The sequence below is a fragment of the Streptomyces sp. NPDC050610 genome (assembly GCF_040654875.1).
Taxonomy (GTDB): Bacteria; Actinomycetota; Actinomycetes; order Streptomycetales; family Streptomycetaceae; genus Streptomyces.
In genome coordinates this window covers 190825-216776 of record NZ_JBFAIV010000007.1, presented here as the reverse complement: position 1 = coordinate 216776, position 25952 = coordinate 190825, and the positions used below count along the sequence as shown (strand labels likewise).

The following is a 25952-nucleotide window of genomic DNA, read 5'->3' as shown; positions in this document are numbered from 1 at the left end:
GCGACCCGCCGTTCCGCCAGCCGTATCGGGGGCGGCCCGGGTCAGGCGGCCGTTCGCCAGCTGACGGGCAGGTGCTTGAGCCCGTTCTGGAAGTTGGAGGACAGCCGGACGGGCTCCCCCGCCCGTTCGAGTCCGGGCAGCCGCTCCAGGGTGGCGCGCAGCATGGCCCGCAGCTGTACGCGCGCGAGGTGCGCGCCGAGGCACAGGTGCGGGCCGTGGCCGAAGCTGACGTGGGGGCCGGGGGCGCGGGTGATGTCGAAGCGGTCGGGGTCGGGGAAGACGGTCTCGTCGCGGTTGGCGGAGGCGTGGTAGACGACGACTTTCTCGCCGCGCCGGATGCGTACGCCGCCCAGTTCGACGTCGCGGGCGGCGGTGCGCCGGAAGTCCATCACGGGCGGCCAGTAGCGCAGCAGTTCCTCGACGGCGGAGTCGGTCAGCGCGGGCTCCCGCACGAACCGGGCGCACTGCTCCGGGTGATCTAGGAGGGTCAGCAGGGCCCCCGGAATGCCGTTGCGCAGCGTTTCGTTCCCGGCCACCGCGAAGAGGAAGAACATGTTCTCGAACTCCTCCCGGTTCAGCCCGCCCTCCCGCATGTGCGCCATCACGCTGCCGGGCCGGGGCGCCTCGGCCAGCGCGTGCGCGTACGCGAACATGTCGGCGAGCGCCGCGCGCGAGCGGGGGTTGACCGCGCTCCCGTCCGGCCGGGCTCGGAGCGCCGGGCGTACCGCGACGGCAGCGCGCCCCATTTCGCTGAGCCCGTCCGCGCCGCCCCCGCCGTGCGCCGCGTACCCTGCGTACTCATCGTCCTGATAGCCGATCACCCGGCTGGACCAGTCGAACAGCAGCCGCCGGTCGCGCTCCGGCACGCCCAGAACATGGGCGAGCGTCCACACCGGCAGATCGGCGGCCAGCTCCACGTAGTCGGTTCCGCCGCGCGCCGCGACGCCGTCGATCAGCGCGTGCGCCCGCGCCTCGATGGCCTGCTCCAGCTCGCGCACGGCGCGCGGCGTGAAGGACGCCGCGACGATCCGCCGCAGCCGCGCGTGTCCGGGCGGGTCCTGGTTGAGCATCATGGCCCGGACGAACGCCAGGTCGGCGGGGGTGTCGGGGTCGCGGATCTGGGTGGCGCCGAGGTGCGAGGAGTAGTCCTCGGGGGTGCGCAGCACGTGCCGGACGTCGGCGTGCCGGAAGACGGCCCAGAACCCGGCGCCGGCCGGCCAGGGCCCGCTGGCGGGCTCCTCGACGCGGCACACCGGGGCCGTGGCCCGCAGCTCCCGGAAGAGGTCGTAGGGCACGCCGCGGGCGTACGTCTCGGGCGCGAACACGTCGTCGGCACTCACGCCGCGACCGTACGGCGTGCCCTGGTGGCGGCGTCAAGAACGGCGTGTCCTGGAAGTCGCGTCGAGAGGTGGCCACAATGGCGCGATGACGCTGACGAACGAAGCCGCCGCCACGATCCTCGCCGACAATTTCGCCCCGTGGGTACGGGAGCTGGGGCTGACCGTGACGGAGACGGGCGAGCGCCATGCGGTGCTGCGGCTGCCCTGGTCGGACGCGCTGGCGCGGGAGGGCGGCGCGCTGTCCGGGCAGGCGCTGATGGCCGCCGCCGACACGGCTGTCGTGATCGCCGTGTCGGCCGCCCGCGGCGGGTTCGGGCCGATGACCACCGTCCAGCAGTCCATCACCTTCCAGCGCCCGGTCACCGGGACGGATGTGCTGGTCAGGGCGTGTGTCACCAAGCTCGGGCGGCGGCTGGCGTTCGCCGACATTACGCTGACCCCGCAGGGCCGGGACGAGCCGGCCGCGCACGCCACGGCCGTGTACGCCATCGCCGGATGACCCGGCCGCGACCCGGGCGGCCGGGCCGGTGCGGGGCCTCTTCGGGCGGTCCCGGGCGCGGCTCCGGGCAGTCCAGGGCTCGGCTCCGGGCGGCTGGATCTTGCCCTCGGCCCCCTTGAGCCGAGGGCCCGCAGTGGCTTAGGTGGTACGGAGCACCACGCCCGGCGCGACGGAAGTCGCGGCAGCAGTGGACGGGAGGCACAGGTCATGCCGCACAGCCAGCACACCGCGCGAGCCGTCACGGAGACCGAGTCCGAGGATCTCGTGCGCGGTATCTGTTTCAAGACCGGGCCGCCGCGCCGGGTCGGGGTCGAACTCGAATGGCTCCTGCACGACCTGCACGATCCGTTGCGCCCCGTCGCCCCGGCCCGGCTGAGGGCGGCCGCCGCCCGGGCCCGCACTCTGCCGCTGCGATCGGCGCTCACCTTCGAGCCCGGCGGCCAGCTGGAGCTCAGCTCGCTGCCCGCCGAATCCCTCACCGCCTGCGTGGCGGACACCGCCCATGACCTCGCCCTCACCCGGGACGCGCTGGGCGACTTCGGGATCGCGCTCGCCGGACACGGCAAGGACCCCTGGCACCCGCCGTACCGCCTGCTGCGCGAGGCGCGCTACGACGCCATGGAGTCCTACTTCGACCGGCGGGGACCGGCCGGGCGGACCATGATGAGCCGCACCGCCTCCGTGCAGGTCTGCGTGGACGCGGGCCACGAGGAGCCCGGCCCGCTCGGCTTCGGGCGGCGCTGGCGGCTGGCGCATCTGCTGGGCGCGGTCCTGGTGGCCGCGTTCGCGAATTCGCCGCTGCATCTGGGCCGCCCGACGGGCTGGCGTTCGGCCCGGCAGGCGACGTGGGCGCAGCTCGACCCCGGCCGTATCCTCGCGCCGCCCGACGACTGCGCCGATCCGCGGGCGGCGTGGACGGCGTACGCGCTCGACGCGCCGGTGATGTGCGTACGGGCCGACGACGGGCCCTGGGAGCTGCCCGAGGCGCTGTCCTTCCGCGCCTGGGCGCGCGGCGGGCGGCCCCGGCCGCCCACGGAGGACGACCTCGCCTACCACCTGACGACGCTCTTCCCGCCGGTGCGGCCGCGCGGCCATCTCGAACTGCGCATGATCGACGCGCAGCCCGGCGACGACGGCTGGCTGGTGCCGCTCGCCGTGACCGCGGCGCTCTTCGACGACCCGATCGCCGCCGAGACCGCCTACCGGACCGTCAAACCCCTGGGCGACACGGCCGGTTCACTGCCCGCGCCCGGCAATCCGCTGTGGCTGACCGCCGCCCGGGACGGGCTCGCCGACCCCGAGCTGCACGCCGCCGCCGTGGGCTGCTTCGCCGCGGCGGAGGAGGCGCTGCCCCGCCTCGGCGCACCGCAGCGGGTGCGGCGCGCCGTCGCCGAGTTCACCGACCGGTACGTGGCGTGCCGCCGATGTCCGGCCGACGACCTGCTGGAGACCGCTACCGGCGAGGAGATATCCCGATGACCGCCCCGGAAATCGACCCCGGCCCGCTGCGGCGGCGCGCCGTGGCGGCGCTGACCGCCGCGCGCGAACGCACCCGCGCCCTCACGGGCTGTGTCGACGAACACGAACTCACCGCCCAGCACTCGCCCTTGATGTCGCCGTTCGTCTGGGACCTGGCCCATATCGGCAACCAGGAGGAGCTGTGGCTGCTGCGCGCCGTCGGCGGTCAGGACGCGCTGCGCCCGGAGATCGACTCCGTGTACGACGCCTTCGAGCACCCGCGCGCGGAGCGCCCCTCGCTGCCGCTGCTGCCGCCCGACGAGGCGCGCGGCTACGCGGCGGACGTACGCGACCGGGTGCTGGACGTGCTGGCCCGGACCCCGCTGCACGGCCGTCCCCTGCTGGACGCGGCTTTCGCGTTCGGCATGGTCGCGCAGCACGAGCAGCAGCACGACGAGACCATGCTGATCACCCATCAGCTGCGCCGCGGGCCCGCCGCGCTGAGTGCGCCCGAGCCGCCGCCCTCCCCCGCCTCCACGGCGCTGCTGCCGTCCGAAGTGCGGGTGGAGGGGGGCCCGTTCATGATGGGCACCTCCGCCGAGCCGTGGGCGCTGGACAATGAGCGCCCCGCCCACCGGCGCTTCGTGCCCGCCTTCCACATCGACACGCTGCCGGTGTCCAACGGCGCGTACCTGCGCTTCATCGAGGACAGCGGGTACGCGGACCCGCGCTGGTGGCGGCCCGAGGGCTGGGCGCAGGTGCGCCGGCACCGGCTGGCCGCGCCGCTGTTCTGGCGCCGCGAGGGCGGCGGCTGGGTGCGGCGGCGGTTCGGGGTCGTGGAGCCCGTACCGCCGGACGAGCCGGTGCTGCATGTGAGCTGGTACGAGGCCGACGCGTACGCCCGGTGGGCGGGCCGCCGGCTGCCCACGGAGGCCGAGTGGGAGAAGGCGGCCCGGCACGATCCGGCCACCGGCGACTCCCGCCGCTATCCGTGGGGGGACGCCGACCCGGGCCCCGAGCACGCGAACCTCGGGCAGCGCCATCTGCGCCCGGCGCCAGTGGGCGCCTACGAGCGGGGCCAGTCGCCTTTGGGTGTAAGGCAGTTGATGGGCGACGTATGGGAGTGGACGTCCAGCGACTTCCTGCCGTACCCGGGGTTCCGGGCCTTCCCCTACCGGGAGTACTCGGAGGTCTTCTTCGGCGACTCCCACAAGGTGCTGCGCGGCGGTTCCTTCGCCGTCGACGCCGTCGCCTGCCGCGGCACGTTCCGCAACTGGGATCTGCCGGTGCGCCGCCAGATCTTCTCGGGGTTCCGCACGGCGCGCGACGCGGAGGCCCTCTGATGTGCCGTCACCTGGCCTATCTGGGGCCGGAGATCGCGCTCGGCGAGGTGCTGACGCGCCCCCCGCACTCCCTCTACCAGCAGTCGTGGGCCCCACGCCGGCAGCGGTACGGGACCGTGAACGCGGACGGATTCGGGGTCGGCTGGTACGCGCCCGGGGACCCCGTGCCCGCGCGGTACCGCAGGTCCGGGCCGATCTGGGCGGACCTGTCGGTCATGGACCTGGCGCGGGTCGTGCGGAGCGGGGCGCTGCTCGGCGCCGTGCGGGACGCGACCGAGGCGGGCGCGGACGGGGAGGCGGCGGCAGCGCCGTTCGCGGACGGCCCCTGGCTGTTCAGCCACAACGGCGCGCTGCTGGGGTGGCCCGATTCCGCCGCGCGGCTCGCGGCGGGGCTGCCCGCCGCCGAGCTGCTGGGGCTGGCCGCGCGCTGCGACTCCGCGTTCGTATGGGCACTCGTGCGGCACCGGCTGAACGGCGGGGACACGGCCGCCGAAGCCCTGACGGAGACGGTCGCGGCCCTCGCCGCGGCCGCGCCCGGCTCGCGCCTGAACCTGCTGGTCACCGATGGCGAGACCATCACGGCGACGGCGTGGGGCGACACGCTCTGGTATCTGGCCGCCGCCGCTCCCGGCCGCCGCCGCACCGACGCCCCGCGGACCGACGACCGGGCCTCTGCTCTGCCGGCCCCCGAGCCCACGGCCGCCGGTCCGACGGCCCGCGGACCCATGGCCCGTGGCCCGGCGGTCGGCGGGCCGGGGCAGCGGGTGGTCGTCGCCTCCGAGCCGTACGACGACGATCCGCGCTGGCACGAGGTGCCGGACCGCACCCTGCTCACCGCCTCCCGCACCGACGTCCTGCTGACCCCGCTCAAGGAGCCCTGCCCGTGAGCCCGTTCGCCCTGACCCGCGCACTGCCCGCCGACGCGACCGCCGCCGCCCTGCGCGCGGACGTCGCCGACGGGCTGACCCGCGAGCCCAAACAGCTGCCGCCGAAGTGGTTCTACGACGCCCGCGGCAGCGAGCTGTTCGATCAGATCACCCGGCTGCCCGCCTACTACCCGACCCGCGCCGAGCGGGAGATCCTCCTCGTCCGGGCCGGTGACATCGCGGCGGCGACCGGCGCCCGCACCCTCGTCGAGCTGGGCTCCGGCTCCTCGGAGAAGACCCGCCACCTCCTGCGGGCGCTGACCGGGCTGGACCACTACGTGCCCGTGGACGTCAGCGAGAGCGCGCTCGACGGCGCCGCCCGCGCGCTGCTCGCGGACCACCCCGGGCTGTCCGTGCACGCCCTGGTCGCCGACTTCCAGCACCGGCTGGAGCTGCCCGGGACGCCGGGGCCGCGGCTGCTGGCGTTCCTCGGCTCCACCATCGGCAATCTGCTGCCGCCCGAGCGGGCGGCGTTCCTGGCGTCCGTACGGGCCGCGCTGGAGCCCGGTGACGCGCTGCTGCTCGGCACGGACCTGGTCAAGGACGAGCGGGTGCTCGTGCGCGCGTACGACGATCCGGAGGGCGTCACCGCGGCCTTCAACAAGAACGTCCTGGCCGTCATCGACCGCGAGCTGGGCGCCGACTTCGACCCCGGCGGCTTCGACCACGTCGCGCTCTGGGACCCGGAGCACGAGTGGATCGAGATGCGGCTGCGGGCCCGGTCCGCCGTCACCGTCAAGATCCCCGCGCTCGACCTCGCGGTGGCCTTCGAAGCGGGCGAGGAGCTGCGCACGGAGGTGTCGGCGAAGTTCCGCCGGGCCGGCGTACGGGCCGAACTGGCGGCGGCGGGGATGGAGCTCACCCATTGGTGGACCGATCACGCGGACCGCTTCGCGCTCTGCCTGGCGGTGCCGGTCCCGGCGCCGGAGCCCGCGTCCGCCGCCCAGCGCGGGGGCAGGTGATCATGAGCACGTCCGGCCCGCTAGCCTCTCCCCCAGGGTCGTAACGAGGATGACGCGAGGCGAAGGTCAGTGAAGGACGAGAAGGACCAGCACAACGAGGCCGACGACGGGACGGACCGGGCGCCCGCGGGGTTCGAGCGCGGCACGGACGGCCCGAAGGTGATCGTCACCGGGGTGGACGGCTCCGATTCCTCCTGGCGGGCCGCCGCGTACGCCTCGGGGCTCGCCAGGCGGCAGAACGCGCTGCTCGCGATCGTGTACGTACAGCCGGTGCTGGCGTCGGGCGCGGCGCTGGGTGCCGCGGTCGTGGAGACGACGGAGGAGGTCGCGGAGGAGCTGATGGCGGAGATCCGCGCCTCGACGGAGCGGCTGCGCGGCATATGGGATGTGCGCTGGGAGTTCCACACATTCCGCGGCGACCCGTACACCGGCCTGGTGCAGGCGGCCGACGACCTCAGGGCGGACGCCGTGATCGTCGGCGCGTCGGAGCAGGCGGGGCACCGCATCATCGGCTCGGTGGCGGTCCGGCTCGTGAAGGCGGGCCGCTGGCCGGTCACGGTGGTTCCGTAGCCCTCCGGGCAGGCCCCCGGCGGCATCCCGATATTCGCTTTCGGGGCCGCCGTGGGGCCGTCAGGATGGCCGGTCATGGAATCGGCTGACGAATCGGCGCCGGACGACACCGCTACGGGCCCCGGGGCGGCGACGGCGCTCGCCGCCCGGTACGGCGTCCCCGCCGGCCAGGTGCGCGCCCTCCCCTCCGGGGGCGCCAACCGCGTCTTCCTGCTCGGGGACGGGCTGGTGCTGCGGATGCCGCGAACGCGGGAAGCCGCCGCCGGTCTGCGCAAGGAGGCCGAGGTCGTCCCCGTCGCGCGCGCCGCGGGTGTGCGCACCCCGGAGATCGTCGCCTTCGAGGACGGCGACGGGTCCGAGACCGACGTGCCGCACATGGTCGTCCGCCGCGCCGCGGGCCGGGACATGTCCGTACTCGCGCTGCCGGAATCCGAGGCGCACCGCGTCCTGCGCCAGGTCGGGCGGGAGCTGGCCAAGCTCCACCGGCAGTCGCCGGAACGGGATGAGCTGCCCGGTGTCCCTGTGGACGACGCCCCCGAGGACCCCCGGCTGCTGGTCGCCCGGCTCCTCGACGGCGGGTGGCTCGACTCGGGGACCGCGCGCTGGCTCACCGGCTGGTTCGGCCGGCTCGCGGCCCGGCTGCCCGCCGACCCGCCCCGCGTCCTGCTGCACGGCGACATCGCTCCGCAGAACCTTCTCGTCGCTGCCTCGCCGGCCCGGCTGAGCGCCGTCGTGGACTGGGGCGACGCCATGTGGGCGGACCCCGCCGCGGAGTTCGCGAAGATCCCGCTGGGCGGCGTACCGGCCATGCTCGACGGCTACCGGCAGGAGGCCGGGGAGCCGGCGGGGCAGGGGGACTGGGAGGCGCGTGTCCTGTGGCACCACCTCACGTGGGCGCTCGGCCGGCTGCCGGACCCCGTGCCGAGGCCCGGCGAGCGGCACTGGACCGCGCCGCCGGCCAGTCGTCTGCTGGGGCTGCTGCGCTTCTTCGCCGCCGGCCCGCCCCCGCCGTGGCCCGCGCTGGCCTGAGCCGCTCGGCGGGCCCTGGCGGAAAGGGCCGCCGGTTCAGGAGTCGTCCTCCAGGCGGAAGCCGACCTTCAGGCCGACCTGGTAGTGCTCGATGTCGCCGTCCACGATGTGCCCGCGGACCTCCGTGATCTGGAACCAGTCGAGTCCGCGCAGCGTCTGCGAGGCGCGGGCGACGCCGCTGCGGATGGCGTCGTCGACGCCCTCCCGCGATGTGCCGACGATCTCGGTCACCCGGTAGGTGTGGCCTGACATGGGTCTCTCCCTCTCACGGTCGGGCAGGACGGTGGGGCTCATTCCACGGTGCCCCAGCGGGCACGGGCCCGCGAGGCGAGCACCGGCCGGGCTCGCGAGGCGCGCGTCGGCCGGGCGACGTCGGCGGGACGGTCAGCGGGGGCCGTCCGCCGGCACCCGCGGCAGTTCGGGCGACTCGCTGTCCAGGGGTACGGAGCCGGAGCGCACCAGGCCCAGCTGGACGCCCTGCCGGGGCAGGACGGATTCGAGCAGCCAGTCGGCGGCGACCCGGACCCGGTTCCCGGGCATCGCCAGCAGGTGGTAGCCGCGGGTGACGGCCCCGGCGAGCGGCCCGGAGAGCGGCACGTGCAGGGGGTTGGCGGCGGCCTGCGCGCCGCCGAGGTCGACGGTGAAGCCGAGGTCGTGGTGGCGGTACGGGAGGCGGGCGCCGCGGCCGAGGGAGGCCGCGACGTTGCGGGCGACGGCCCGGCCCTGGCGCTGGGCGTGCTGCGCGGTCATCGGGGTGTACTCGCCCGGCCGGGTCGCGTCCGGCACGGCGGCGGCGTCCCCGCAGGCGAAGACCTCCGGGTGGCCGGGGACCGTCAGATACTCGTCCACGCAGAGCCGCCCGCGTTCGGTGGGCAGCCCGAGCCCGGCGACGAGCGGGTCGGGCCGTACGCCCACGCACCAGATCAGCGACCGGGTCTCGACGAAGTCGCCGTCGTCGAGCCGGACGCCGTCGGCCGTCGCCTCCTTGACCGAGGCGCCGGTGCGGATCTCCACGCCGCGTTTGCGCAGCACGCGGTGGGCGGTGCGGGAGAGGTGCTCGTCGAGTTCGGGCAGGACGCGCGGGGCGATGTCGACGAGCAGCCAGCGGGGGCGGATGCGGTCCTCGCGCAGGGCCGGGCTGCGGCGGACGAGGGCTTCGGTGAGCATGGCGCCGTGCGCGGCCACCTCGGTGCCGGTGTAGCCCGCTCCGACCACCACGAACGTGGTGCGGGCGGCGCGTTCGCGCGGCGCGGCGGCCGAGCCCGCCAGTTCGATCTGGCGGGTCATGTGGTCGCGTAGGTAGAGCGCCTCGGGCAGGCCGCGGAAGCCGTGGGCGTGTTCGGCGACGCCGGGCACCGGCAGCAGTTTGCTGACGCTGCCGACGCTCAGTACGAGCCGGTCGTAGCCGATTTCGCCGCGGCGGCCCTCGGGGTCGGTGTAGCCGATCCGGCGCTCGGCGAGGTCCACCCGGCCGACCTGGCCCAGGACGAGGCGGACGTGCTTGAGGGTGCCGGTCAGGGAGACGGTGGCACGGCGCGGCTCCAGCACCCCGGCCGCGACCTCCGGCAGCAGGGGCAGGTACAGGAAGTAGTCGGTGGGGTTCACCAGCACGATCTCGGCCGCGCCGCGCGCGGAGCGGGACAGGGCGCGGGCGGCCTGGTAGCCGGCGAACCCGGCTCCGACGATGACGATGCGGGCTCGGCTCACGATCGGCTCCAACCAGGGGGACGGCGACCGGGGTGACGATACGGTCGAGAACGCCACAAGTACCCCGTACGGCGGGGCCAAACCCATGGACGCCATCCGTCCGGTTCATCGCTTCGCACCGCTGCCGTGGACAAGCCCCCGGACCGGGAATACTTTCATTGGCATTCCAGCGTCGGTGACGCCTGATCGTCGCATCGCTCGGGGGGCCGCGGTGAAAGTCGAGATCATCGAGAAGGACGATCAATACGTTCTGAATCACTGCACGAAATATCTCGCGCGGGACAGTTTCGACGCCCGCCATGATTTCGGCCAGTACGGGCCTCGGGACCCGCGGGCCGCGGTGTGCGAGGCGTGGCGTTTCCCGGTCGTCGACACGCACTGGGACGGAATCGGCGCCCGTACGTCGTTCGCCTTCAACGATGTGACGTTCGTGTACGACGGCCGTGCCGCGGCCCCCGAGGCGGTCTCGGTGGTGGGCACCTTCGCGCCGCTGCACATGCTGGTGCCGCTGCGGCCGGTGCACTTCGCCCGGCGGCCGACGGGGTTCTTCGCCGCCACGGTGCGCATCGCCAAGGGGCAGGTGCACCAGTACAAGTTCGCGGTCGACGGCGCGTACGTCCTCGATCCGGTCAACCCGCAGCAGACGGTCGCGGACAACGGCCGTACGTGGTCGCGGCTGTTCACCGACGCGTGCTCGGTGCCGCTGGCGCTGGGCCGCGGCGAGCGGGAGCTGCTCGGGCGGCTGGTGCGGCACCTGCTGCCGTTCCGGCTGGAGGAGAACCGGCGGTTCGTCCGGGAGGTGTACGAGTCGATCGACCGGGGCGCGCGGGGCGCCGAGTTCCCGCTCTCCTATCAGCTGGACGAGGAAGTCGGCACGGTCAATTACATCGACAAGGTCATATCGCGGCAGGAGCAGCATCACGCGGTCGATTACCACATCTGCCTGGACATCGTCGGCGATGTGCTGCGGTCGCGGTTCGGCGGGCTGGATCCCGCGGCCGCTCCGCCGGAGCTGTACGCGGATCTCTACGCGCAGATGGCGGCCGAGCGGGTGGACGGCTGGGATTACGACCGTTATCGAAGTCCCCGGTATTTCCTGCTGTTGCTACGACGGCACGCGATGACCGGCGCCTTCGCGCATCCGCGGCACGGCGGCAATTCCGGTGCGGCGGGCTGGATGTATCTGGAGAGCCGGTTCCGCGACGCGGCCGGTGACACGCTCTTCGACTGGCGACGTGCCGTGGAGGAGCCGCTGGGGCACAGCCCCGACTACCGCGGCTGAGGGGGCGGGAACGTGCGGCAGGAGACGGAGCATGTCGAGGTCGTCGTCATCGGGAGCGGCGCGGGCGGCGCGCCGCTGACCCATACGCTCGTACGCGCGGGGCATCAGGTGCTCGTGCTGGAGAAGGGGCCGCTGCTGCGCACCCAGGCGCAGAGCCCGGACGGGCTGAGCGACTTCAAGCGCGACGAGTCGTTCGCGACCGGCGCGGAGAAGCGGATCACCGTGCGGGGCGTGGCCAATACGGGCGAGTCCTATTTCTCCAGCCATGTGGAGCCGGACCTCAACGACGAGCCGCATGTCTACCGGGACGGCGACGGGCGGGACCGGGTCACCATCGAGGGATACACGGCGCAGGTGGTGGGCGGCGGCACCCAGCTCTACGGCGGGGTCTCGCCCCGGTTCACGCCGGAGGACCTGCGGCTGCGCTCGTTCAACGAGGGCCGGTCGGATCTGCGGGCGGACCCGGGCGGTGACGTGGTGCGCGAGGCCCGCGACTGGCCGGTGGACTACGCGGAGCTGGAGCCGTACTACGGGCGCGCCGAGCGGCTCATCGGCGTCAACGGCACCTGGGAGGGCCAGGCCAAGACGGCGTCGGCCGACCACTACCAGCCGCCGCTGGCGCCCAACCCGATCAGCGTGTACGCGGCGGCCGGGATGGACGCGCTCGGCATGCGCCGCTACCGCACGCCGCTCGCCGTGATCACCGAGGACCACGCGCCGAGCGGCCGTACGGTGCCGGCGGACCGGGAGTCGATCAAGACGGCGTTCGTGAACCGGTACGGCGATCCGCTGGGGCTCAAGTCCAATACGTGGGTGTCGCTGCTGGCCCCGCTGCGCGCGGACGGCCGGGGGTTCGAGCTGCGCGCGAACTGCTGTGTCACGCATCTGGAGGCCGAGGGCGCGAAGGTCACCAGGGTGCACTACCGCGATCCGGGCGGCGCGGCCCGTACGGTCTCGGCGCAGGTCGTCGTCGTGGCGTGCTCGGCGGTGGAGTCGGTGCGGCTGCTGCTCCTGTCGGGCGCGGCCGACCCCGCCTTCGAGCGGCGGATGAACGGGAACGGGCTGCTCGGCGCGTACTTCCTCACGCACTGCTTCGGCGGCGCCCAGTGCGCCGTGCCGACGCGCGCCGACAAGTCCCGGACGCTGGACTCCGACTGGGCCACCGACCACTGCGCGCGGCCCGAGTGGTTTCGCGAGCAAGGGCTGTGGGCGGGCGGCGTGATCTACAACAACACCTCGGACGGGGCCCTGCCGATCTCGCTGGCGCGCACCTGGCACGCGATGGACATGGACGACATGTGGAAGGGCTACCTCTACGACACGGGCATTCTCGGCAACGGCTTCGAGGACTACCTGGACGCGGGGTTCGGGCGGCGGCTGTCGCTGGCGTTCATGGCCAACCAGGTGCCGCAGCGCGCCAACCGCGTCGAGCTGCACCCGCACGTCAAGGACAAGTGGGGCCGACCGGTCGCGTACATCATCAAGACCTGGCACAGCCATGACCGCGCGCTGATGGACGTGCTCGCCGACCGGTGCCGGGCGATCCTGGAGAACGGCGGCGAGGTGAAGGACGTCAGCTCGGGCTCGGTGGGCGCCTCCGTGGTGCGGATCGCCAACCATGTGCTGGGCGGCGCGCGGTTCGGCGCCGACCCTCGGGACTCGGTGCTCGACGCGGACTGCCGGGCCTGGAACTTCGACAACCTCTATGTGACGGACGGGGCGTTCATGCCGACGTCCGGGAGCGGCAACCCGACGCTCACGATCGAGGCCAACTCGTTCCGGGTCGGCGACGCCCTGCTGGGGCGGCTGTGATGAGCGGGCGGCGCTGATGAGCAGGGGGCTGTGATGGGCGGGAGGCGCTGAATGGACAGCCGTTTCGATCAGGTCTACACCCACCCGGAGAACGAGATCTTCCGGGTCGTCTTCTACCCCGACCGCATCTACCACGCCCGGTATCTGAACGCGACGCGGTCCTCGCGCTACCGCTACTACGTCGCGGAGGTGCGCGGCTCGGCGGACGGCACGGCCATCAAGGGCGACGTCTACCTCGGCGGGAGCAGGCTCTGCCCGATGCTGCGGATCGAGTACTCCGGCCTCCGGCTCGTCGAGCAGGCCCGCGAGTTCGGGCGGCGGCTCGGGCCCCGTACGAAGGCGTGGGTGCGGGTGACCGGGGACGACGCGGGGGCCCCGGCGGAGGCGGTGGTCACGCTGCACTGGGACCCGGTGATCGGCGCGTACGCGGTCGAGATCTGGGAGACCCTGGAGCCGCCGGAGGGCACGCCGCACGATCTGCGGGTGCTGCCGCTGATGGGGCGGGACGCGCCCATCACCCGGGTGCCGGCGCTCTCGCCGCTGCTCGGCCGGGTCCGCGAGGTGGCCGTGGCGTTCCGCGAGGACGGCGTGGTGTATCCGACAGGGCAGCGGCTGCGCGAACCCCAATGGGACAACGCCTATCTGCGTTCGCACCAGGAGCCGCGCACCGATACGCCCAGCGCCCCGGAGAACACCGTCCCCGACAGCAACTACCTGCTGGACTTCCGGCGCGGCTTCTTCATCCCGGACTCCTCGCGCGTCAAGCCCGTCAACTACCGCAACGCCATGAGCGACGAGTCGAATCCGGACCGGCGCGACGACAACATCGTGCGGATGCGCTGGCTGTTCCAGCGCGAGCTCGGCAGCGACCTCGTCTTCTTCCACGAGGTCACCGTCCCGCCGCACGCGGTGGAGGGCACTCACCGGCACATCGGCTCGGAGGAGCTGTACTACGTCGTCTCGGGCGCCGGACTCGCGTACATGGGCGACGGGGACGCCCCGGACACGGACGGCTATCCGCTGGTGGAGCGGCCGGTGTTCGGGGTGGGGCCGGTCAAGTGCCGGGAGCTGCCGGTGCGGCCGGGGAGCGTCATCTACACCAAGAGCGGCGGGGTGCACGGCATCCGCAATCCGTTCGACGAACCGCTCGTGTTCGTCGCGTTCCTCTACCACACCACGTAGCCGCCGTCGCCTGGCGCAGACCTCTTCTGTCTTCGCCGACCTCTCATGGAGGGCCGATGCCCACGATCGTGCACAGCGACGCGGTCTTCCGCGTGGAGCCCGGCAAGCCACCGGACTACGAGGCCGCCAACCCGCTCGTCAAGCTCCTCGGGCTCGTGGAGCGCTCCCGGCTGGCGGCGGAGCGCGAGGCGTACGAGGCCGACTCGCTCCAGTACCTCTTCCCGCTGCGGTGGCTGGAGCTGTACGGGCCGAGCGCGCCGGACCAGGACCTGACGGCCGCCGAGGAGCAGGACGTCAAGACCGACTTCCAGAAGCAGAACGTCCGCGACTTCCGGCTCGGCGACACCCGTGCGGTGCGCGGCTGGGCGGCGACGGACGGCTGGCGCGGCCCGTTCCTCCAGCTGAGCTACCGGGGCGGGCCGGACTCCGGGCTGTGGCAGGCGGCCGGGCGGCTCGGCGACGCCATCGGCGTGACGGTGTCCGTCGGCGGCGGCGAGGCGGTGCGGCTGCGCGCCCCGTACGACGAGGAGAGCGACTTCTACACGGTCGAGCTGTGGGGCCGGGGCGGCGACGGGCTGCGCGAGCGGCTCGGCGAGCGGGGGAAGTCCTCGCTGGACACGGGGCTGCTCCAGCCGCGCCCCGAGCTGATCCGCGGCGGGGCGGCCGACTTCGACCGCGACGGACTCGACGGGCAGGACCTGCGCTCCGTCTCCGCGCGGCATCCGATGCACCCGGTCAACCCCCTCTACGTCGACGTGCGGTGGACGGCGGACGCCGACGGCTCGGGGGCCTCGGACCCGGCGGAGGGCGCGGTGCGGCTCGGCTTCGAGATGCGGGTGCGCGGCTGGGACGCCTTCCTGAGCGTCGGCGTCAGCCCGCAGCCGCACGGCGGTCTCGGCTTCCTGGAGTACCGCAACCTGTTCAGTTCGTACGGGCGGCTGGCGGACAGCGGGGAGCTGGACCGCGCGCTGGAGCCGTACAACCTCGACGCGTTCGGCCGCAAGGGGCACGCGAGCGGCGAGCGCGAGCCGTTCTTCGCCGTCTCCTATATGGACCTGCACGTCATGGACCCGGCCTGCGGGATCGGGCTGCACCGGCACCGGGACAACCAGGAGGTCTTCCTGATGCTGGAGGGGGACGGCCTGATGGTGATCGGCGACTGGGCGGACCCGGGCACGCGCACCCGCTGCTTCGAGGTCCGGCGGCTGACGGCCGGTCATCTCGCACTGCTGAAGGGCGGGCAGCTGCACGGCCTGCTGAACCCGGCGGACCAGCGCGCCGCCCTCTTCATGTTCGGCGGCTACGACTGAACCCGGCCTCGTGCGGGCCCGGTTCGAGGGGAGTTCGATGATGGAGACCGTAGCTCTGGGGACTCCGGGCCCGTACCGGCTCGGCGCCGCCTGGGACGGGCGGGGCACGAACTTCGCGGTGTACTCCTCCGCCGGCGCGTACGGCGGCGAGGTGGTGCTGTGCCTGCTCGACGACGGAGGCGGCGAGCGGCGGGTGGCGATGGACGCGGACTGCGACATCTGGCATGTGTACGTGCCGGAGGCGCGGCCCGGTCAGCGGTACGGCTTCCGCGCGTCCGGACCCCGCGATCCCGCGCGCGGGCTGTTCTTCGACGGCGAGCGGCTGCTGCTCGACCCCTACGCGAAGGCCATGTACCCGCTCGCACCAAGGCAGTTGGGATGCCTGGTCGTCGACACCGCCTTCGACTGGGGAGCCGACCGGCCGCCGGAGCGGCCGTGGGCGGACACGGTGCTCTACGAGACGCATGTGAAGGGGATCAGCGTCACGCACCCCGGGGTGCCGCCCGCCCTGCGCGGCACCTACGCGGGCCTCGCCCATCCCACGGTCGTCGGGCACCTCGCGGAGCTGGGGGTGACCGCCGTGGAATTACTGCCGGTCCATCAGTTCCTGTCCGAGCAGCGCGTGCTGGACCTGAAACTGACCAACTACTGGGGCTACTCCACCGTCGGGTTCTTCGCACCGCACTGCGCCTACAGCTCCGCGGGCGACCGGGGTCAGCAGGTGGCGGAGTTCAAGTCGATGGTCAAGGCGCTGCACGCGGCGGGCATCGAGGTGATTCTCGACGTCGTCTACAACCACACGGCCGAAGGGCCGCCCGAGGGGCCGCCGTTGAGCTTCCGCGGGCTGGCGAACGAGGTCTACTACCGGCTCGACCCCGCCGACCCGTCCCGCTACATCGACACGACGGGCACCCAGAACACGCTCAACGCGGGCCGCCCCGAGGTGCTGCGGCTGATCCTCGACTCGCTGCGGTACTGGGTCACCGAGATGCGCGTCGACGGCTTCCGCTTCGACCTCGCCGCCACCCTGGCCCGCCAGCACGGCTATGTGGACCGGCTCTCCGCGTTCTTCGGCCTGCTGTACCAGGACCCGGTGCTGGGCCGTACGAAGCTCATCGCCGAGCCGTGGGACGTGGGGGCGCCCGACAGCTATCAGGTGGGGCGGTTCCCGCCGGGCTGGGCGGAGTGGAACGACCGCTACCGGGACACGGTCCGCGACTTCTGGCGCGGCCGGCCGGCCGTCGGCGGCCTCGCCGAGCGGCTCGCGGGCTCCGCGGACCTCTACTCCGCCGACCGGCGCGGCCCCGACGCCTCCATCAACTTCGTGACCTGCCACGACGGCAAGACCCTCGCCGACCTGGTGACGTACGAGCGCAAGTACAACGAGGCCAACGGCGAGGACAACCGGGACGGCACGGGCGACGACCGCGCCGCCAACTACGGCGTCGAGGGCCCGACCGAGGACCCGGCCGTCAACGCCCTGCGCGCCCGGCAGCGCCGCAACCTGCTCGCCACTCTCCTCCTGTCGCAGGGCGTCACCATGCTCCTCGGCGGCGACGAGCTGGGCCGCACGCAGCGCGGCAACAACAACGCGTACTGCCAGGACAACGAGGTGAGCTGGTACCACTGGCCGCAGGGGCCGGAGCCGTTCACCGCGTTCGTACGCCGGGTCGTCGGCCTTCAGCGGGCGCACCCGGCCCTCAAGCGCCGGGCGTTCCTCACCGGGTCCGGCGCGCCCCCGGACGTCGCCTGGTACGACCGGGACGGCCGCGTCATGACCGTGGGCCGCTGGCAGGACCCGGCGACCCGGTTCCTCGGGCTGCTGCTCGCGGGCGACGGCGTCCCCGGACGGGGCGGCCCGGTGCGGGACGACGACATCCTGGTGCTCCTCAACGCGGACACGTCGCCCGCCGACTTCGCCGTTCCCGGCCGGTCCGGCGCCCGCTACGGCCTCGTCCTCGACACCGGCGCCGAGGACGGCGCGCCCGCGCCCGGCGCGGTGCTGAGCGCCGGCGACCGGTATGCCGTGCCACCCCGGACTGTCCTCGTGGCCGCCGCACCGCTAGTTTCCTGACATGGTCATCAAGAGACTCGGGCGGCTCGGCACGCTGCCCGTCGCGGCGACGGTGCTCACGGGCACGCTGGCGCTCTACATAGCGCTCGTCGCCTTCGGCAACATCACCGACTTCGACACCAACCGTGACTTCGTACGGCATGTGCTGGCGATGGACACCACCTTCAAGGACGACGACCTCATGTGGCGGGCGATCGACTCGCGCACCGTGCAGGACATCGCCTATATCGGCATCATCGCCTGGGAGACGCTGGCCGCCCTCGCCCTCGTCGCCGCCACGGCGCTATGGGTGCGCGGGCTGTGGCGCGGGGGCTTCGTCCGCGCCCGGCGGCTGAGCACGCTGGGGCTCCTGATGCTGATGCTGCTCTTCGGGGCGGGGTTCATCGCGATCGGCGGGGAGTGGTTCGCGATGTGGCAGTCGTCGAAGTGGAACGGGCTGGAGCCCGCCGGACGGAACTTCATCCTGGCGGGCTTCACCCTCGTCGTGCTGCACCTGCCGCCCCAGTGGTGGGACAGGTCCGGCGGTCAGCCCGCCGCGTAGACGTCCTCCACATAGCGACCGGCGGCCGTCAGCTCGCGCAGCCAGGCGTCCGCCGTCGCCCGGTCCGCGCCCGTGCGCTCGGCGTACAGGTCCCGGAAGGCGTCGCGGACGCCGGGCGCCATGCGGCTGCCGTCGCCGCACACGTACACCACGGCGCCCGCCTCCAGCAGGTCCCACAGCTCCGCGCCCTCGGCGGCGATGCGGTGCTGCACATAGCGGTGGCCGTCCTGGGGGCGGGCGCTGAAGACGGGGCGCAGGGAGAGCGTCCCGGCCGCTTCGGCGGCGCGGAGCTCGTCCGCGTGCAGGAAGTCCGCGTCGGGTGCGTCGCAGCCGAAGTAGAGGAGGGCCGGGGCGGCTTCGGCGCGGCGGCGGTCGGCGACCGCGCCGCGGAAGGGGGCGAGGCCGGTGCCCGCGGCGATCATGATGACGGGGGTCCGTGCGCCGTGGTCGATGCGGAACGCCTCGCGGCAGGGCTGGACGCGGGCGAGGACGGTGTCGCCGGGGCGCAGCGCGTTGAGGTGGCCGGAGCCGGTGCCCCGGTGGTCGCCGCGGCCGGAGCGGGCCGGGGCGTGCAGCAGGGAGACCATCAGGTCGGCGTGGCGGGGGTCGTCGGCCGGTGCGGAGGAGATGGAGTAGTGGCGGGTCCGCATCGGGGGCAGCAGCTCCAGCAGGACCGGCCAGGGCAGGGCGCCGCGCAGCGCGGGGTGGTCCTCGACGAGGTCGAGGAGGGTGCGCGGGTCGTCGTCGCCGAGCGCCCGGAGCGCTGCCTGTTCCGGCGGGCAGGGGTTGTGCTCGGCGAGGATCGCGCGCTGTTCGGCGGTGGGCCGGTCCTGGAGCTCGACGTAGCGGGTCAGGAGTTGACGTACCGTCAGTGGCCGGTCCACGGGCAGGGTTTCGCGGCCGGGGCGGCGGGCGTGTACGGACAGTACGGTCTCGGGGTCGGCTCCGATGAGGGCCGCGGCGCGGGCGACGAGCGCCGGGTCGTTGGCGGGGAGCACGGCGAGGTGGTCGGCGGTGCGGTACGCGGTCCCGGCGGGGAGTTCGAGGCGCAGGAACCGCTTGGTGCGCGGGTGGGCGGCGGCGGTGAGGTCGTACGCCTCGGTGACGGTCATGGGGAGCAGGTCGTGGCGCGCGGCGAGGGCGTCCAGGGGATCGCCGGTCACTTCGGTGACGGCGTACGCGGGTTCGTCGGCGCGGGGGTCGGCGGCGGCGCCGATGGAGGCGGGGTCGCCGTACCGTGCCAGCAGGGCGTCGCGCAGGGCCGCGGCGAACGCCTTGACCGCGCCGCCGAGGTCGCCGGAGGCGTCGGCCTCGGCGCGCGGCAGGAGCCGGGCGGCGCCGAGGGCCGCGAGGCGGTCGTCGAGGAGGGTGGGGACGCGCTGGTAGGTGGCGGCCCAGTTGCGGTCGCCCACGCCGAGCACGGCGTAGGCGACGCCGTCGGCCGCGCCGTCCTCGGCGTGCTCGGCCCAGGCGGCGAAGCGGGCCGCGTCGTCGGTGGGCCGGCCGTTGTAGGAGGCGGCGACGATGACGACGGGCCGGTCGGCGGGGAGCGCGCCGGCGTGGGCGTCGAGCGGGGCGACGGCGGGTGCGAAGCCGAGGTCGGCGGCGGCGTCGGCGAGGCGCTGCGCGTAGTCGCGGCAGGTGCCGTAGTTGGTGCCGTGCAGGACGAGGAGCCCGGTGCCCTGCCGGGCGCGGGTGGGCAGGCCGCTCGCGGCGTCGGCGTCGGTACGGGCCTCCGCGGTCCCGGCCGGGAGGGCGCCGCGGACCGCGGCGCGGTCGGCGGGGGTGCGGGCGACGAGCCGCACGGTGAGGCCGTCGGGCTTGAGGGTGAGCGTCTCCTTGATGCGCAGCCGGTAGTCGGTGTGGTCGACGAAGCGGTAGCGGTGGGCGAGGAGCGCCAGCAGCATGGTGGCCTCGTGCAGCGCGAACTGCCGCCCGATGCAAGCGCGTTCACCCGTGCCGAACGGCTTGTACGCGTGCGGCGAGCGGGCGGCCTCCGCCTCCGGCGAGAACCGGGTGGGGTCGAACAGCTCGGGGTTGTCGCCCCAGCTTGCGTCGCGGTGGAGCATGGGGGTGAGGACGGTGACGGCTTCCCCGGCGCGCAGCGGGTACCGGCCGCCGAGGAGGGTGTCCTCGCGGGCCTGGCGGGCGAAGGCGGAGGCCGTCGGCCACAGCCGCAGCGCCTCGTTGAGCACCTGGCGGGTGAAGCGCAGCCGGCCGATGTCCTCGAAGGCCGGGTCGGGCTCGTCCGCGTCGCCCCACAGCTCGTCGGCCTCGCGCTGCACGAGGCGCAGCGACACGGGGTCCTTGAGCAGGTGGTAGAGGGCGAAGGAGAGGGCGCCGGAGGTGGTCTCGTGGCCGGCGATGAGGAAGGTGATGACCTGGTTGCGGATATTGGCGAGGTCCAGGGTGGTGCCGTCGACGGGGTGCGGGGCGCTGAGCATGAGGCCCAGCAGGTCGTCGGCGGAGGTGTCGCCGGAGGCGGTACGGGCGGCTATGACCTCGTCGACGACGCCCGCGAGGAAGTCGGCGTCGTCCCGGAACGCCTGGTCCTCGGCCGTGTGGTCGCCGTCCGGCGCGCGGCCCATCCGCCGCATGCTCCACTCCAGGCAGCGGACCATGGCTCCGACGAAGGGGTGCGGTTCGTCGCGGGCGAACGACTCGAAGTCGTAGCCGAATCCGGCGAGGCCGATGGTGTCGAGCGTCATCCGTGTCATGTCCTCGGGGACCTCGACGGCGGCGCCCTCGGCGAGGCGGCCGTCCCAGCCGCGGATCATGCGGCGCGCCACGCGGAGCATGGCAGGGTGGTAGGCGCGCATGGAGCCCATGGCGAAGGCGGGCATCAGGATGTCGTGCGCCTTGGCCCAGTTGGGCTCGTCGTTGTAGGCGGTGAACAGTCCGTCGCCGGCGAACTCGCGCACGTTCTCCAGCGCCGGCCCGACGCCCTTGGCGAACCGGTCCTCGTCGGCGAGTTCGGCGACCAGGTCCAGGTCCGAGATGAGGAGGATGCTGTGCCCGTGCCGGGTGCGCCGGAAGACGGGGCCGTGCTGCCGGGCCAGCTCCATGGCCTGCTGGATGGGGGTGTCGCTGGGGGCGTCGGTGACGTCCACCCGCGGGATGTCCGTACCGGTTTCTTGGTCGATGCCCGCATCCGTACCGATGCCCGTATCCGTAGCGGCGTCCGTGCCGGGGCCCGTTCCACTGTGCGCGAGGATCACATTGCTCATGCCTCAAGCCTGGCCACCCCGCCCGGCCGCCGCGCGCCGCGGCACTGCATGATTGTGCAGTGGATTATGGCGTTCCGCTCTTGCGCGGGCGCCTTCGGCGGTGCATGAGGGGGCGGTTGACATGCAGGAGTACGAGCCGCCCCCGGACGGACACGAGGCGACCGTCGTCTGGCGCAACCACTTCATCCTGCTGCTCGACCGCGTCCCGCTGCCGATCGCGGTGTGCCGGGCCAACGGCGAAGTCGTCCTCGCCAACCGGGCGATGGCCGCCGAATGGGGCACGGTCCCCGGCCGGCTGCCGGGTCGCGACCTGCTGGGGCTGCTCCGGCCCCGCTCCCCCGCCCAACTCGACCGGGTGATCGAGGCGGTGCGGCGGGGCAGCCGCTCGCGCTATCCGCTGGCGGTGCGTTGGCGCTCGGGCACGGACGGGGCGGAGCGCGCGGGCGAACTGATGGTGGACCCGGTGGGCGAGCCGTCCCCGACGGGCTATCCGCTCCTCCTCGCGGTCCTCCAGGCAGCCCCCGAACCCCCGCCGCCCGCCGTGCCCGAGGTCAGCGAGGTCGAGGCGCGGGTGCTGGCGCTGGTGGCCTCGGGCGCCACGACCGCCGCCGTCGGCAAGGCGGTCGGCCTGACCGTGGACGGCGTCAACTACCACCTGACCCGGCTGACCCGGCGCTGGCGCGTCCCCAACCGCACGGCGCTGGTCGCGAAGGCGTACGTGCTCGGGGTGCTCCGTACGGACGCCTGGCCGCCCGCTCCGGAACAGGCGGGGCCCGGCGCGTAGGGGCCCTGCCGTCAGGCCCCGCTTCCGTACAACAGCCGTCACAGCCGCCAGGAGCGGATGCGGTCGGCGGCGGCGAAGACGTCGCTCGCGCCGGCCGCCAGTTCCTTGGTGAGCTCCACCAGCTCGCCGTAGGGGTCGTCGAGGCCCTCGCCCGAGGCGTGCATATAGGAGATGGTGACCGCGCAGGCGAACCGCACGTTGTACGCGGGCAGCGGCTTGAGCAGGACGAGGGTGTGCAGGAGGGCGGCCGCGCGCCAGGCGGGGTCGGAGTCCACGCCCAGCCGGGGCGGGTCGACGCGGTGCCGGGCGACGGCGGCGACCAGGGCGGAGAAGTCGGAGATCACGGGCTGGTCGGGGAGCGCGATCTCGTGCTGCGTGAGCAGCCAGCGGACATCGATGTGGAGAATCGGGAGCATGGATTCAGGCGGCCCGGCCGGAGGTTCCGGTGGTGGGGCCGTCGTCTATCCCGGCCTCCGCGATGGCGGCGGCGAGGTCGGGGTCGTTGAAGACCCGGCGGAAGACCTCCGCGCCCTCCTTGAGCGCCCGGTGGTGCGCGATGGCATCGGCCGTCGACGCGCGGACGAACGCCTTCATCGTCATCCCGCGCTCCTGGGCGATCTCCCGGATCTCCTGGAGCTCCTGGTCGGGGAAGTCCACATTCAGGGCTGGCATGGGGCCACCGTACTGCGCGGGTACCCCAGCATCAATAAGAGCAGGTCAGAGATAATATTCACGGGTACTGGAAAGCGCTCCCCACGGTTTCCCCGAATGGGCCGGGCCCCGGCGGACGCGAACACCGGCCATCGGATGCGGGCCTGGTGTGGCTGCTGAGGAGGGACGTCCTCGTCCGCTCGGCCCCGGGGGCACCGCGGCGGCGCTCTCCTCCCCTCCGAGCTGGGCCTTTCCGGTACGGGCCGGGCCCCGGCCGCCCGCCGACGAGATCCACAAGGAGGCCCGAAACCTCATCTGTGGCAAGCGAATCCGCGCGAGTAGCGTCACTGCCCCCTGCTCCCGTAACGGAGGGCGCGTCCCATGGCCGACACCGGGCAGCACGACCATTACGAACACTACGAAGGCGGCAGTCCCGAGGCCGAACGGCTGGTCTTCGAGCGGCTCGCCCGCGACCTGATGCGCGTGCAGCTCAAGAACAAGGAGGCGAGCGGCGCCGCGCACCCGCAGCGGGCCTTCCACGCCAAGGCGGTGCTGGGGCTGGAGAACGCGCGGCTGCGGTTCCTCGACGACCTGCCCGCGGCGCTGCGGACGGGCTTCGCGCAGCCCGGCGCCGAGTATCCGGCGCTGCTGCGGCTCTCGAACGCGAGCGGCATCCCGCAGAGTGACGCCGCCGGCGACCTGCGCGGCGCGGCGGTGCGCGTCGAGGTGTCGGCGGAGGAGAGCCACGACCTGCTGACGACGAACTTCCCCGTGTCGCACGCCCGCGACGCCCGGGAGTTCGTGGCCTTCGCGAAGGCCATGGCGGGGGCCGGCAACACGCTCCAGAAGGCGTTCGGACTGCTGGTCAAGCTGCCGCTGGCGGTGGGCTTCTCGGCCGCGACCCGAATGCGGCGCAATGTGCAGGCGGCGACCCGCCGCAAGGTGGACAGCCTCGCGCGGGAGACGTACTGGAGCCGCGGCGCCATCCTGTGGGGCGAGGCGGGACCGGTCCGCTACCAGCTGCGCCCCGCCCCCGGCTCGCCTCCCGCGCCGAAGGCGGACCACGCCGACCCCGGCTATCTGCGGCGCGAGCTGGCGCAGCGGCTGGGCACCGGCGACATCGCCTTCGAACTGTGCGTGCAGCGGTTCGTGGACGAGCGGCGCACGCCCATCGAGAACGGCGCGGTGGAGTGGCAGGAGAGCGTGGCGGCGGTGGTGCCGGTCGCGGTGCTGACGCTGCCCGCGCAGGACATCGACACCGCGGAGGCCCGGTCGGCGGCGCGGCGCGTCGAGGAGCTGGCGTTCAACCCCTGGTACACCACGGACGAGTTCCGTCCGCTGGGCAACCTGAACCGGGCCCGCAAGGTGGCGTACGAGGCGAGCAGCGCGTACCGGCTGGGGCTGCGGTTCGTGACGGTGGAGCCGCGCCGCAACGTGATCCTCGGGGTGCCCGTACGGGCCGTGTTCCGGCTGGTGAACCGGTTCGTTCCGTGGCACAAGCTGCCGTTGCAGCTCAGCCTGGTCAACCTGGTCGCGCTGCGGCAGGCGCTGCGCCGGTACAACCTGATCGACTCGGAGGTCCGCGAGGCGCCGCCGCAGGCCGTGCCCGTACCGGCGCCCCTCGACGAGCAGACGCGCACGGCGCGTACGTACGACGGCACGTCCAACGACCTGTCGGCCCCGAAGATGGGCGCGGTCGGCGCGTCCTTCGGCCGCAACCTCAAGCCGGACTACCGCCCGGACCTCTTCGACACCCCGAACCCGGTGACCGTGAGCCGGCAGCTGCTGACCCGTGAGGAGTTCCGGCCGGCGACGTCGCTGAACATCCTCGCCGCGTCCTGGATCCAGTTCCAGGTGCACGACTGGGTCAACCACCGGCGCTATCCGGCGGGCAAGCGGAACGTCGAGGTGGCGCTGCCGCCGGGCAGCCCCGAGTGGCACAACACCCCCGGCGGGCCGCCGGAGAACGTGATGCGCTTCGCCGAGAACGAGGGCGTCGAGCAGCCCGGCAACCGGCCGCCGATCCTCTTCTCCAACACCGCCTCGCACTGGTGGGACGGGTCCGAGGTGTACGGCGAGAACGAGGAGACGGCGCGCTCGATGCGGGACGCGGACGGCGGCGCGACGCTGCGTCTGGAGGAGGGCCACCTGCCCATCGGGCACGACGGCATCCCGCTCACCGGCTTCAGCGAGAACTGGTGGCTGGGCCTGAGCATGATGCACACCCTCTTCGCCCGCGAGCACAACGCGGTCTGCGGCGCGCTGCGGCACGCCTACCCGACGATGAGCGAGGAGCGGATATACCAGACCGCGCGGCTGGTGGTCTCGGCGCTGATCGCCAAAATCCACACGATCGAGTGGACCCCGGCGATCCTCGCCACCGAGGCCCTGGACATCGGTCTGCACACCAACTGGGAGGGCCCGCCGGACAACTGGCTGAGCAAGCTGGGCCTGTGGCTGCTGGACGCGCACGCCCTGACCGGTATCCCGAAGACGGTGCCGGACCACAACGGCGTGCCGTACTCGCTCACCGAGGACTTCGTCACCGTCTACCGGATGCACCCGCTGATCCCGGACGACTTCGAGATGCGCGAGCACCACTTCGGGCAGCGGCTGGAGACGCTGGGCTTCAACGACATCCAGGGCGTCGCGGCCGAGTCCGTCGCCCGCAAGACGGGGCTGACCGACTCGCTGTACTCCTTCGGCATCGCCCACCCCGGCGCGATCACCCTCAACAACTTCCCGCGCGCGCTCCAGCACTTCGAGCGCGACGGCGAGGTGATCGACCTGTCCGTCGTGGACCTGGTACGGACCCGGCGGCGCGGCGTGCCGCGGTACAACGACTTCCGGGCCGGGCTGCGCATGCAGCGCATCCGGCGGTTCGAGGAGCTCAGCGCGGACCCGCAGACGGTGGCGCGGCTCAAGGAGGTGTACAGCTCGGTCGACGAGATCGACACGATGGTCGGGCTGTTCGCCGAGAACCCGCCGACCGGTTTCGGGTTCAGCGACACGGCGTTCCGCATCTTCATCCTGATGGCGACCCGGCGGCTGCAGAGCGACCGCTTCCTGACCGTCGACTACCGGCCCGAGGTCTACACGCCGCTGGGCATGGACTGGGTGGAGCACGGCACGATGAACTCGGTCATCCTGCGGCACTGCCCGGAGCTGGCGGCCATGCTGCCGCGGCACGGCAGCGCCTTCGCCCCCTGGCGGCCGGTGCAGCCGGCCCGGGGCCCCGGCGCCGACGGCTGAGAG

The 25952-nt window shown here is 73.4% G+C and carries 21 protein-coding genes; 15 read left to right on the top strand and 6 right to left on the bottom strand.

Features of this window, described 5'->3' with window-relative positions; genetic code table 11:
- Positions 1 to 41: 41 nt before the first annotated feature.
- On the bottom strand, positions 42 to 1340 hold the full coding sequence (locus tag AB0I22_RS11725) for a cytochrome P450 (RefSeq protein ID WP_363130549.1): 1299 nt from the start codon (positions 1338 to 1340) through the stop codon (positions 42 to 44).
- Between the two features lie 85 nt (positions 1341 to 1425).
- Between AB0I22_RS11725 and AB0I22_RS11720 the strand changes: the two genes are divergently transcribed.
- The 7 genes from AB0I22_RS11720 (at position 1426) to AB0I22_RS11690 (ending at position 8127) form a co-directional block, all read left to right on the top strand.
- Positions 1426 to 1839: a PaaI family thioesterase gene (locus AB0I22_RS11720; protein ID WP_363130548.1), complete on the top strand. Its 414-nt coding sequence runs from the start codon at positions 1426 to 1428 to the stop codon at positions 1837 to 1839.
- 207 nt (positions 1840 to 2046) lie between these two features.
- Positions 2047 to 3318 carry an ergothioneine biosynthesis glutamate--cysteine ligase EgtA gene (egtA, locus tag AB0I22_RS11715; protein WP_363130547.1) on the top strand — a complete coding sequence of 424 codons (1272 nt, stop codon included), beginning with the start codon at positions 2047 to 2049 and terminating at the stop codon, positions 3316 to 3318.
- Complete coding sequence (gene egtB, locus AB0I22_RS11710; protein ID WP_363130546.1) at positions 3315 to 4640, top strand: ergothioneine biosynthesis protein EgtB; 1326 nt, start codon at positions 3315 to 3317, stop codon at positions 4638 to 4640. The genes egtA and egtB overlap by 4 nt, the downstream gene beginning before the upstream one ends.
- Positions 4640 to 5527, top strand: a complete 888-nt coding sequence (gene egtC, locus AB0I22_RS11705; protein ID WP_363130545.1) for an ergothioneine biosynthesis protein EgtC — start codon at positions 4640 to 4642, stop codon at positions 5525 to 5527. The genes egtB and egtC overlap by 1 nt, the downstream gene beginning before the upstream one ends.
- A complete protein-coding gene (gene egtD, locus AB0I22_RS11700; protein WP_363130544.1) occupies positions 5524 to 6528 on the top strand; it encodes an L-histidine N(alpha)-methyltransferase in 1005 nt (334 codons plus the stop codon). The genes egtC and egtD overlap by 4 nt, the downstream gene beginning before the upstream one ends.
- A gap of 159 nt (positions 6529 to 6687) precedes the next feature.
- Positions 6688 to 7098, top strand: a complete 411-nt coding sequence (locus tag AB0I22_RS11695) for a universal stress protein (RefSeq protein WP_363130647.1) — start codon at positions 6688 to 6690, stop codon at positions 7096 to 7098.
- A 75-nt stretch (positions 7099 to 7173) separates the two neighbouring features.
- Positions 7174 to 8127, top strand: a complete 954-nt coding sequence (locus tag AB0I22_RS11690) for an aminoglycoside phosphotransferase family protein (protein WP_363130543.1) — start codon at positions 7174 to 7176, stop codon at positions 8125 to 8127.
- Positions 8128 to 8163: 36 nt separating this feature from the next.
- Here the strand turns inward: AB0I22_RS11690 and AB0I22_RS11685 are convergent, their stop codons facing one another.
- Both AB0I22_RS11685 and AB0I22_RS11680 read right to left on the bottom strand, forming a co-directional pair.
- Positions 8164 to 8379: a dodecin gene (locus AB0I22_RS11685; RefSeq protein WP_363130542.1), complete on the bottom strand. Its 216-nt coding sequence runs from the start codon at positions 8377 to 8379 to the stop codon at positions 8164 to 8166.
- Positions 8380 to 8511: 132 nt separating this feature from the next.
- The gene (locus tag AB0I22_RS11680) at positions 8512 to 9834 is read right to left on the bottom strand and encodes an NAD(P)/FAD-dependent oxidoreductase (protein WP_363130541.1); all 1323 of its coding nucleotides are present in this window, start codon (positions 9832 to 9834) and stop codon (positions 8512 to 8514) included.
- Between the two features lie 211 nt (positions 9835 to 10045).
- On the opposite strand from AB0I22_RS11680, the gene AB0I22_RS11675 reads away from it, so the two are divergent.
- Genes AB0I22_RS11675 through AB0I22_RS11650 form a run of 6 tightly spaced genes read left to right on the top strand, consistent with a single transcriptional unit; the run spans position 10046 to position 18035 of the window.
- Entirely contained in the window at positions 10046 to 11116 is a 1071-nt protein-coding gene (locus AB0I22_RS11675) for a hypothetical protein (protein WP_363130540.1), read from the top strand.
- A 12-nt stretch (positions 11117 to 11128) separates the two neighbouring features.
- Positions 11129 to 12928: a GMC family oxidoreductase gene (locus AB0I22_RS11670; protein ID WP_363130539.1), complete on the top strand. Its 1800-nt coding sequence runs from the start codon at positions 11129 to 11131 to the stop codon at positions 12926 to 12928.
- A 51-nt stretch (positions 12929 to 12979) separates the two neighbouring features.
- Positions 12980 to 14110: a cupin domain-containing protein gene (locus AB0I22_RS11665; protein WP_363130538.1), complete on the top strand. Its 1131-nt coding sequence runs from the start codon at positions 12980 to 12982 to the stop codon at positions 14108 to 14110.
- A gap of 56 nt (positions 14111 to 14166) precedes the next feature.
- Positions 14167 to 15420 carry a hypothetical protein gene (locus AB0I22_RS11660; RefSeq protein WP_363130537.1) on the top strand — a complete coding sequence of 418 codons (1254 nt, stop codon included), beginning with the start codon at positions 14167 to 14169 and terminating at the stop codon, positions 15418 to 15420.
- Positions 15421 to 15460: 40 nt separating this feature from the next.
- A complete protein-coding gene (glgX, locus tag AB0I22_RS11655; RefSeq protein WP_363130536.1) occupies positions 15461 to 17494 on the top strand; it encodes a glycogen debranching protein GlgX in 2034 nt (677 codons plus the stop codon).
- 1 nt (position 17495) lies between these two features.
- Positions 17496 to 18035, top strand: a complete 540-nt coding sequence (locus AB0I22_RS11650; RefSeq protein WP_363130535.1) for a DUF2165 domain-containing protein — start codon at positions 17496 to 17498, stop codon at positions 18033 to 18035.
- On the opposite strand, the gene AB0I22_RS11645 is transcribed toward AB0I22_RS11650, so the two are convergent.
- Entirely contained in the window at positions 18020 to 21262 is a 3243-nt protein-coding gene (locus AB0I22_RS11645; protein ID WP_363130534.1) for a cytochrome P450, read from the bottom strand. The two genes, AB0I22_RS11650 and AB0I22_RS11645, sit on opposite strands and share 16 nt — an antisense overlap.
- A gap of 121 nt (positions 21263 to 21383) precedes the next feature.
- Here AB0I22_RS11645 and AB0I22_RS11640 point away from each other — a divergent pair, with 121 nt between their 5' ends.
- Positions 21384 to 22046 (top strand): helix-turn-helix transcriptional regulator, encoded by a 663-nt coding sequence (locus tag AB0I22_RS11640; protein ID WP_363130533.1) that lies wholly within the window; start codon positions 21384 to 21386, stop codon positions 22044 to 22046.
- A gap of 38 nt (positions 22047 to 22084) precedes the next feature.
- Here AB0I22_RS11640 and AB0I22_RS11635 read toward each other — a convergent pair whose 3' ends face one another.
- Both AB0I22_RS11635 and AB0I22_RS11630 read right to left on the bottom strand, forming a co-directional pair.
- Positions 22085 to 22462: a toxin Doc gene (locus AB0I22_RS11635; RefSeq protein ID WP_363130532.1), complete on the bottom strand. Its 378-nt coding sequence runs from the start codon at positions 22460 to 22462 to the stop codon at positions 22085 to 22087.
- A 4-nt stretch (positions 22463 to 22466) separates the two neighbouring features.
- On the bottom strand, positions 22467 to 22718 hold the full coding sequence (locus AB0I22_RS11630; protein ID WP_363130531.1) for a hypothetical protein: 252 nt from the start codon (positions 22716 to 22718) through the stop codon (positions 22467 to 22469).
- 360 nt (positions 22719 to 23078) lie between these two features.
- On the opposite strand from AB0I22_RS11630, the gene AB0I22_RS11625 reads away from it, so the two are divergent.
- Positions 23079 to 25949, top strand: coding sequence for a peroxidase family protein (locus AB0I22_RS11625; RefSeq protein WP_363130530.1), 2871 nt, complete (start codon positions 23079 to 23081; stop codon positions 25947 to 25949).
- The last annotated feature ends 3 nt before the right edge of the window (positions 25950 to 25952 follow it).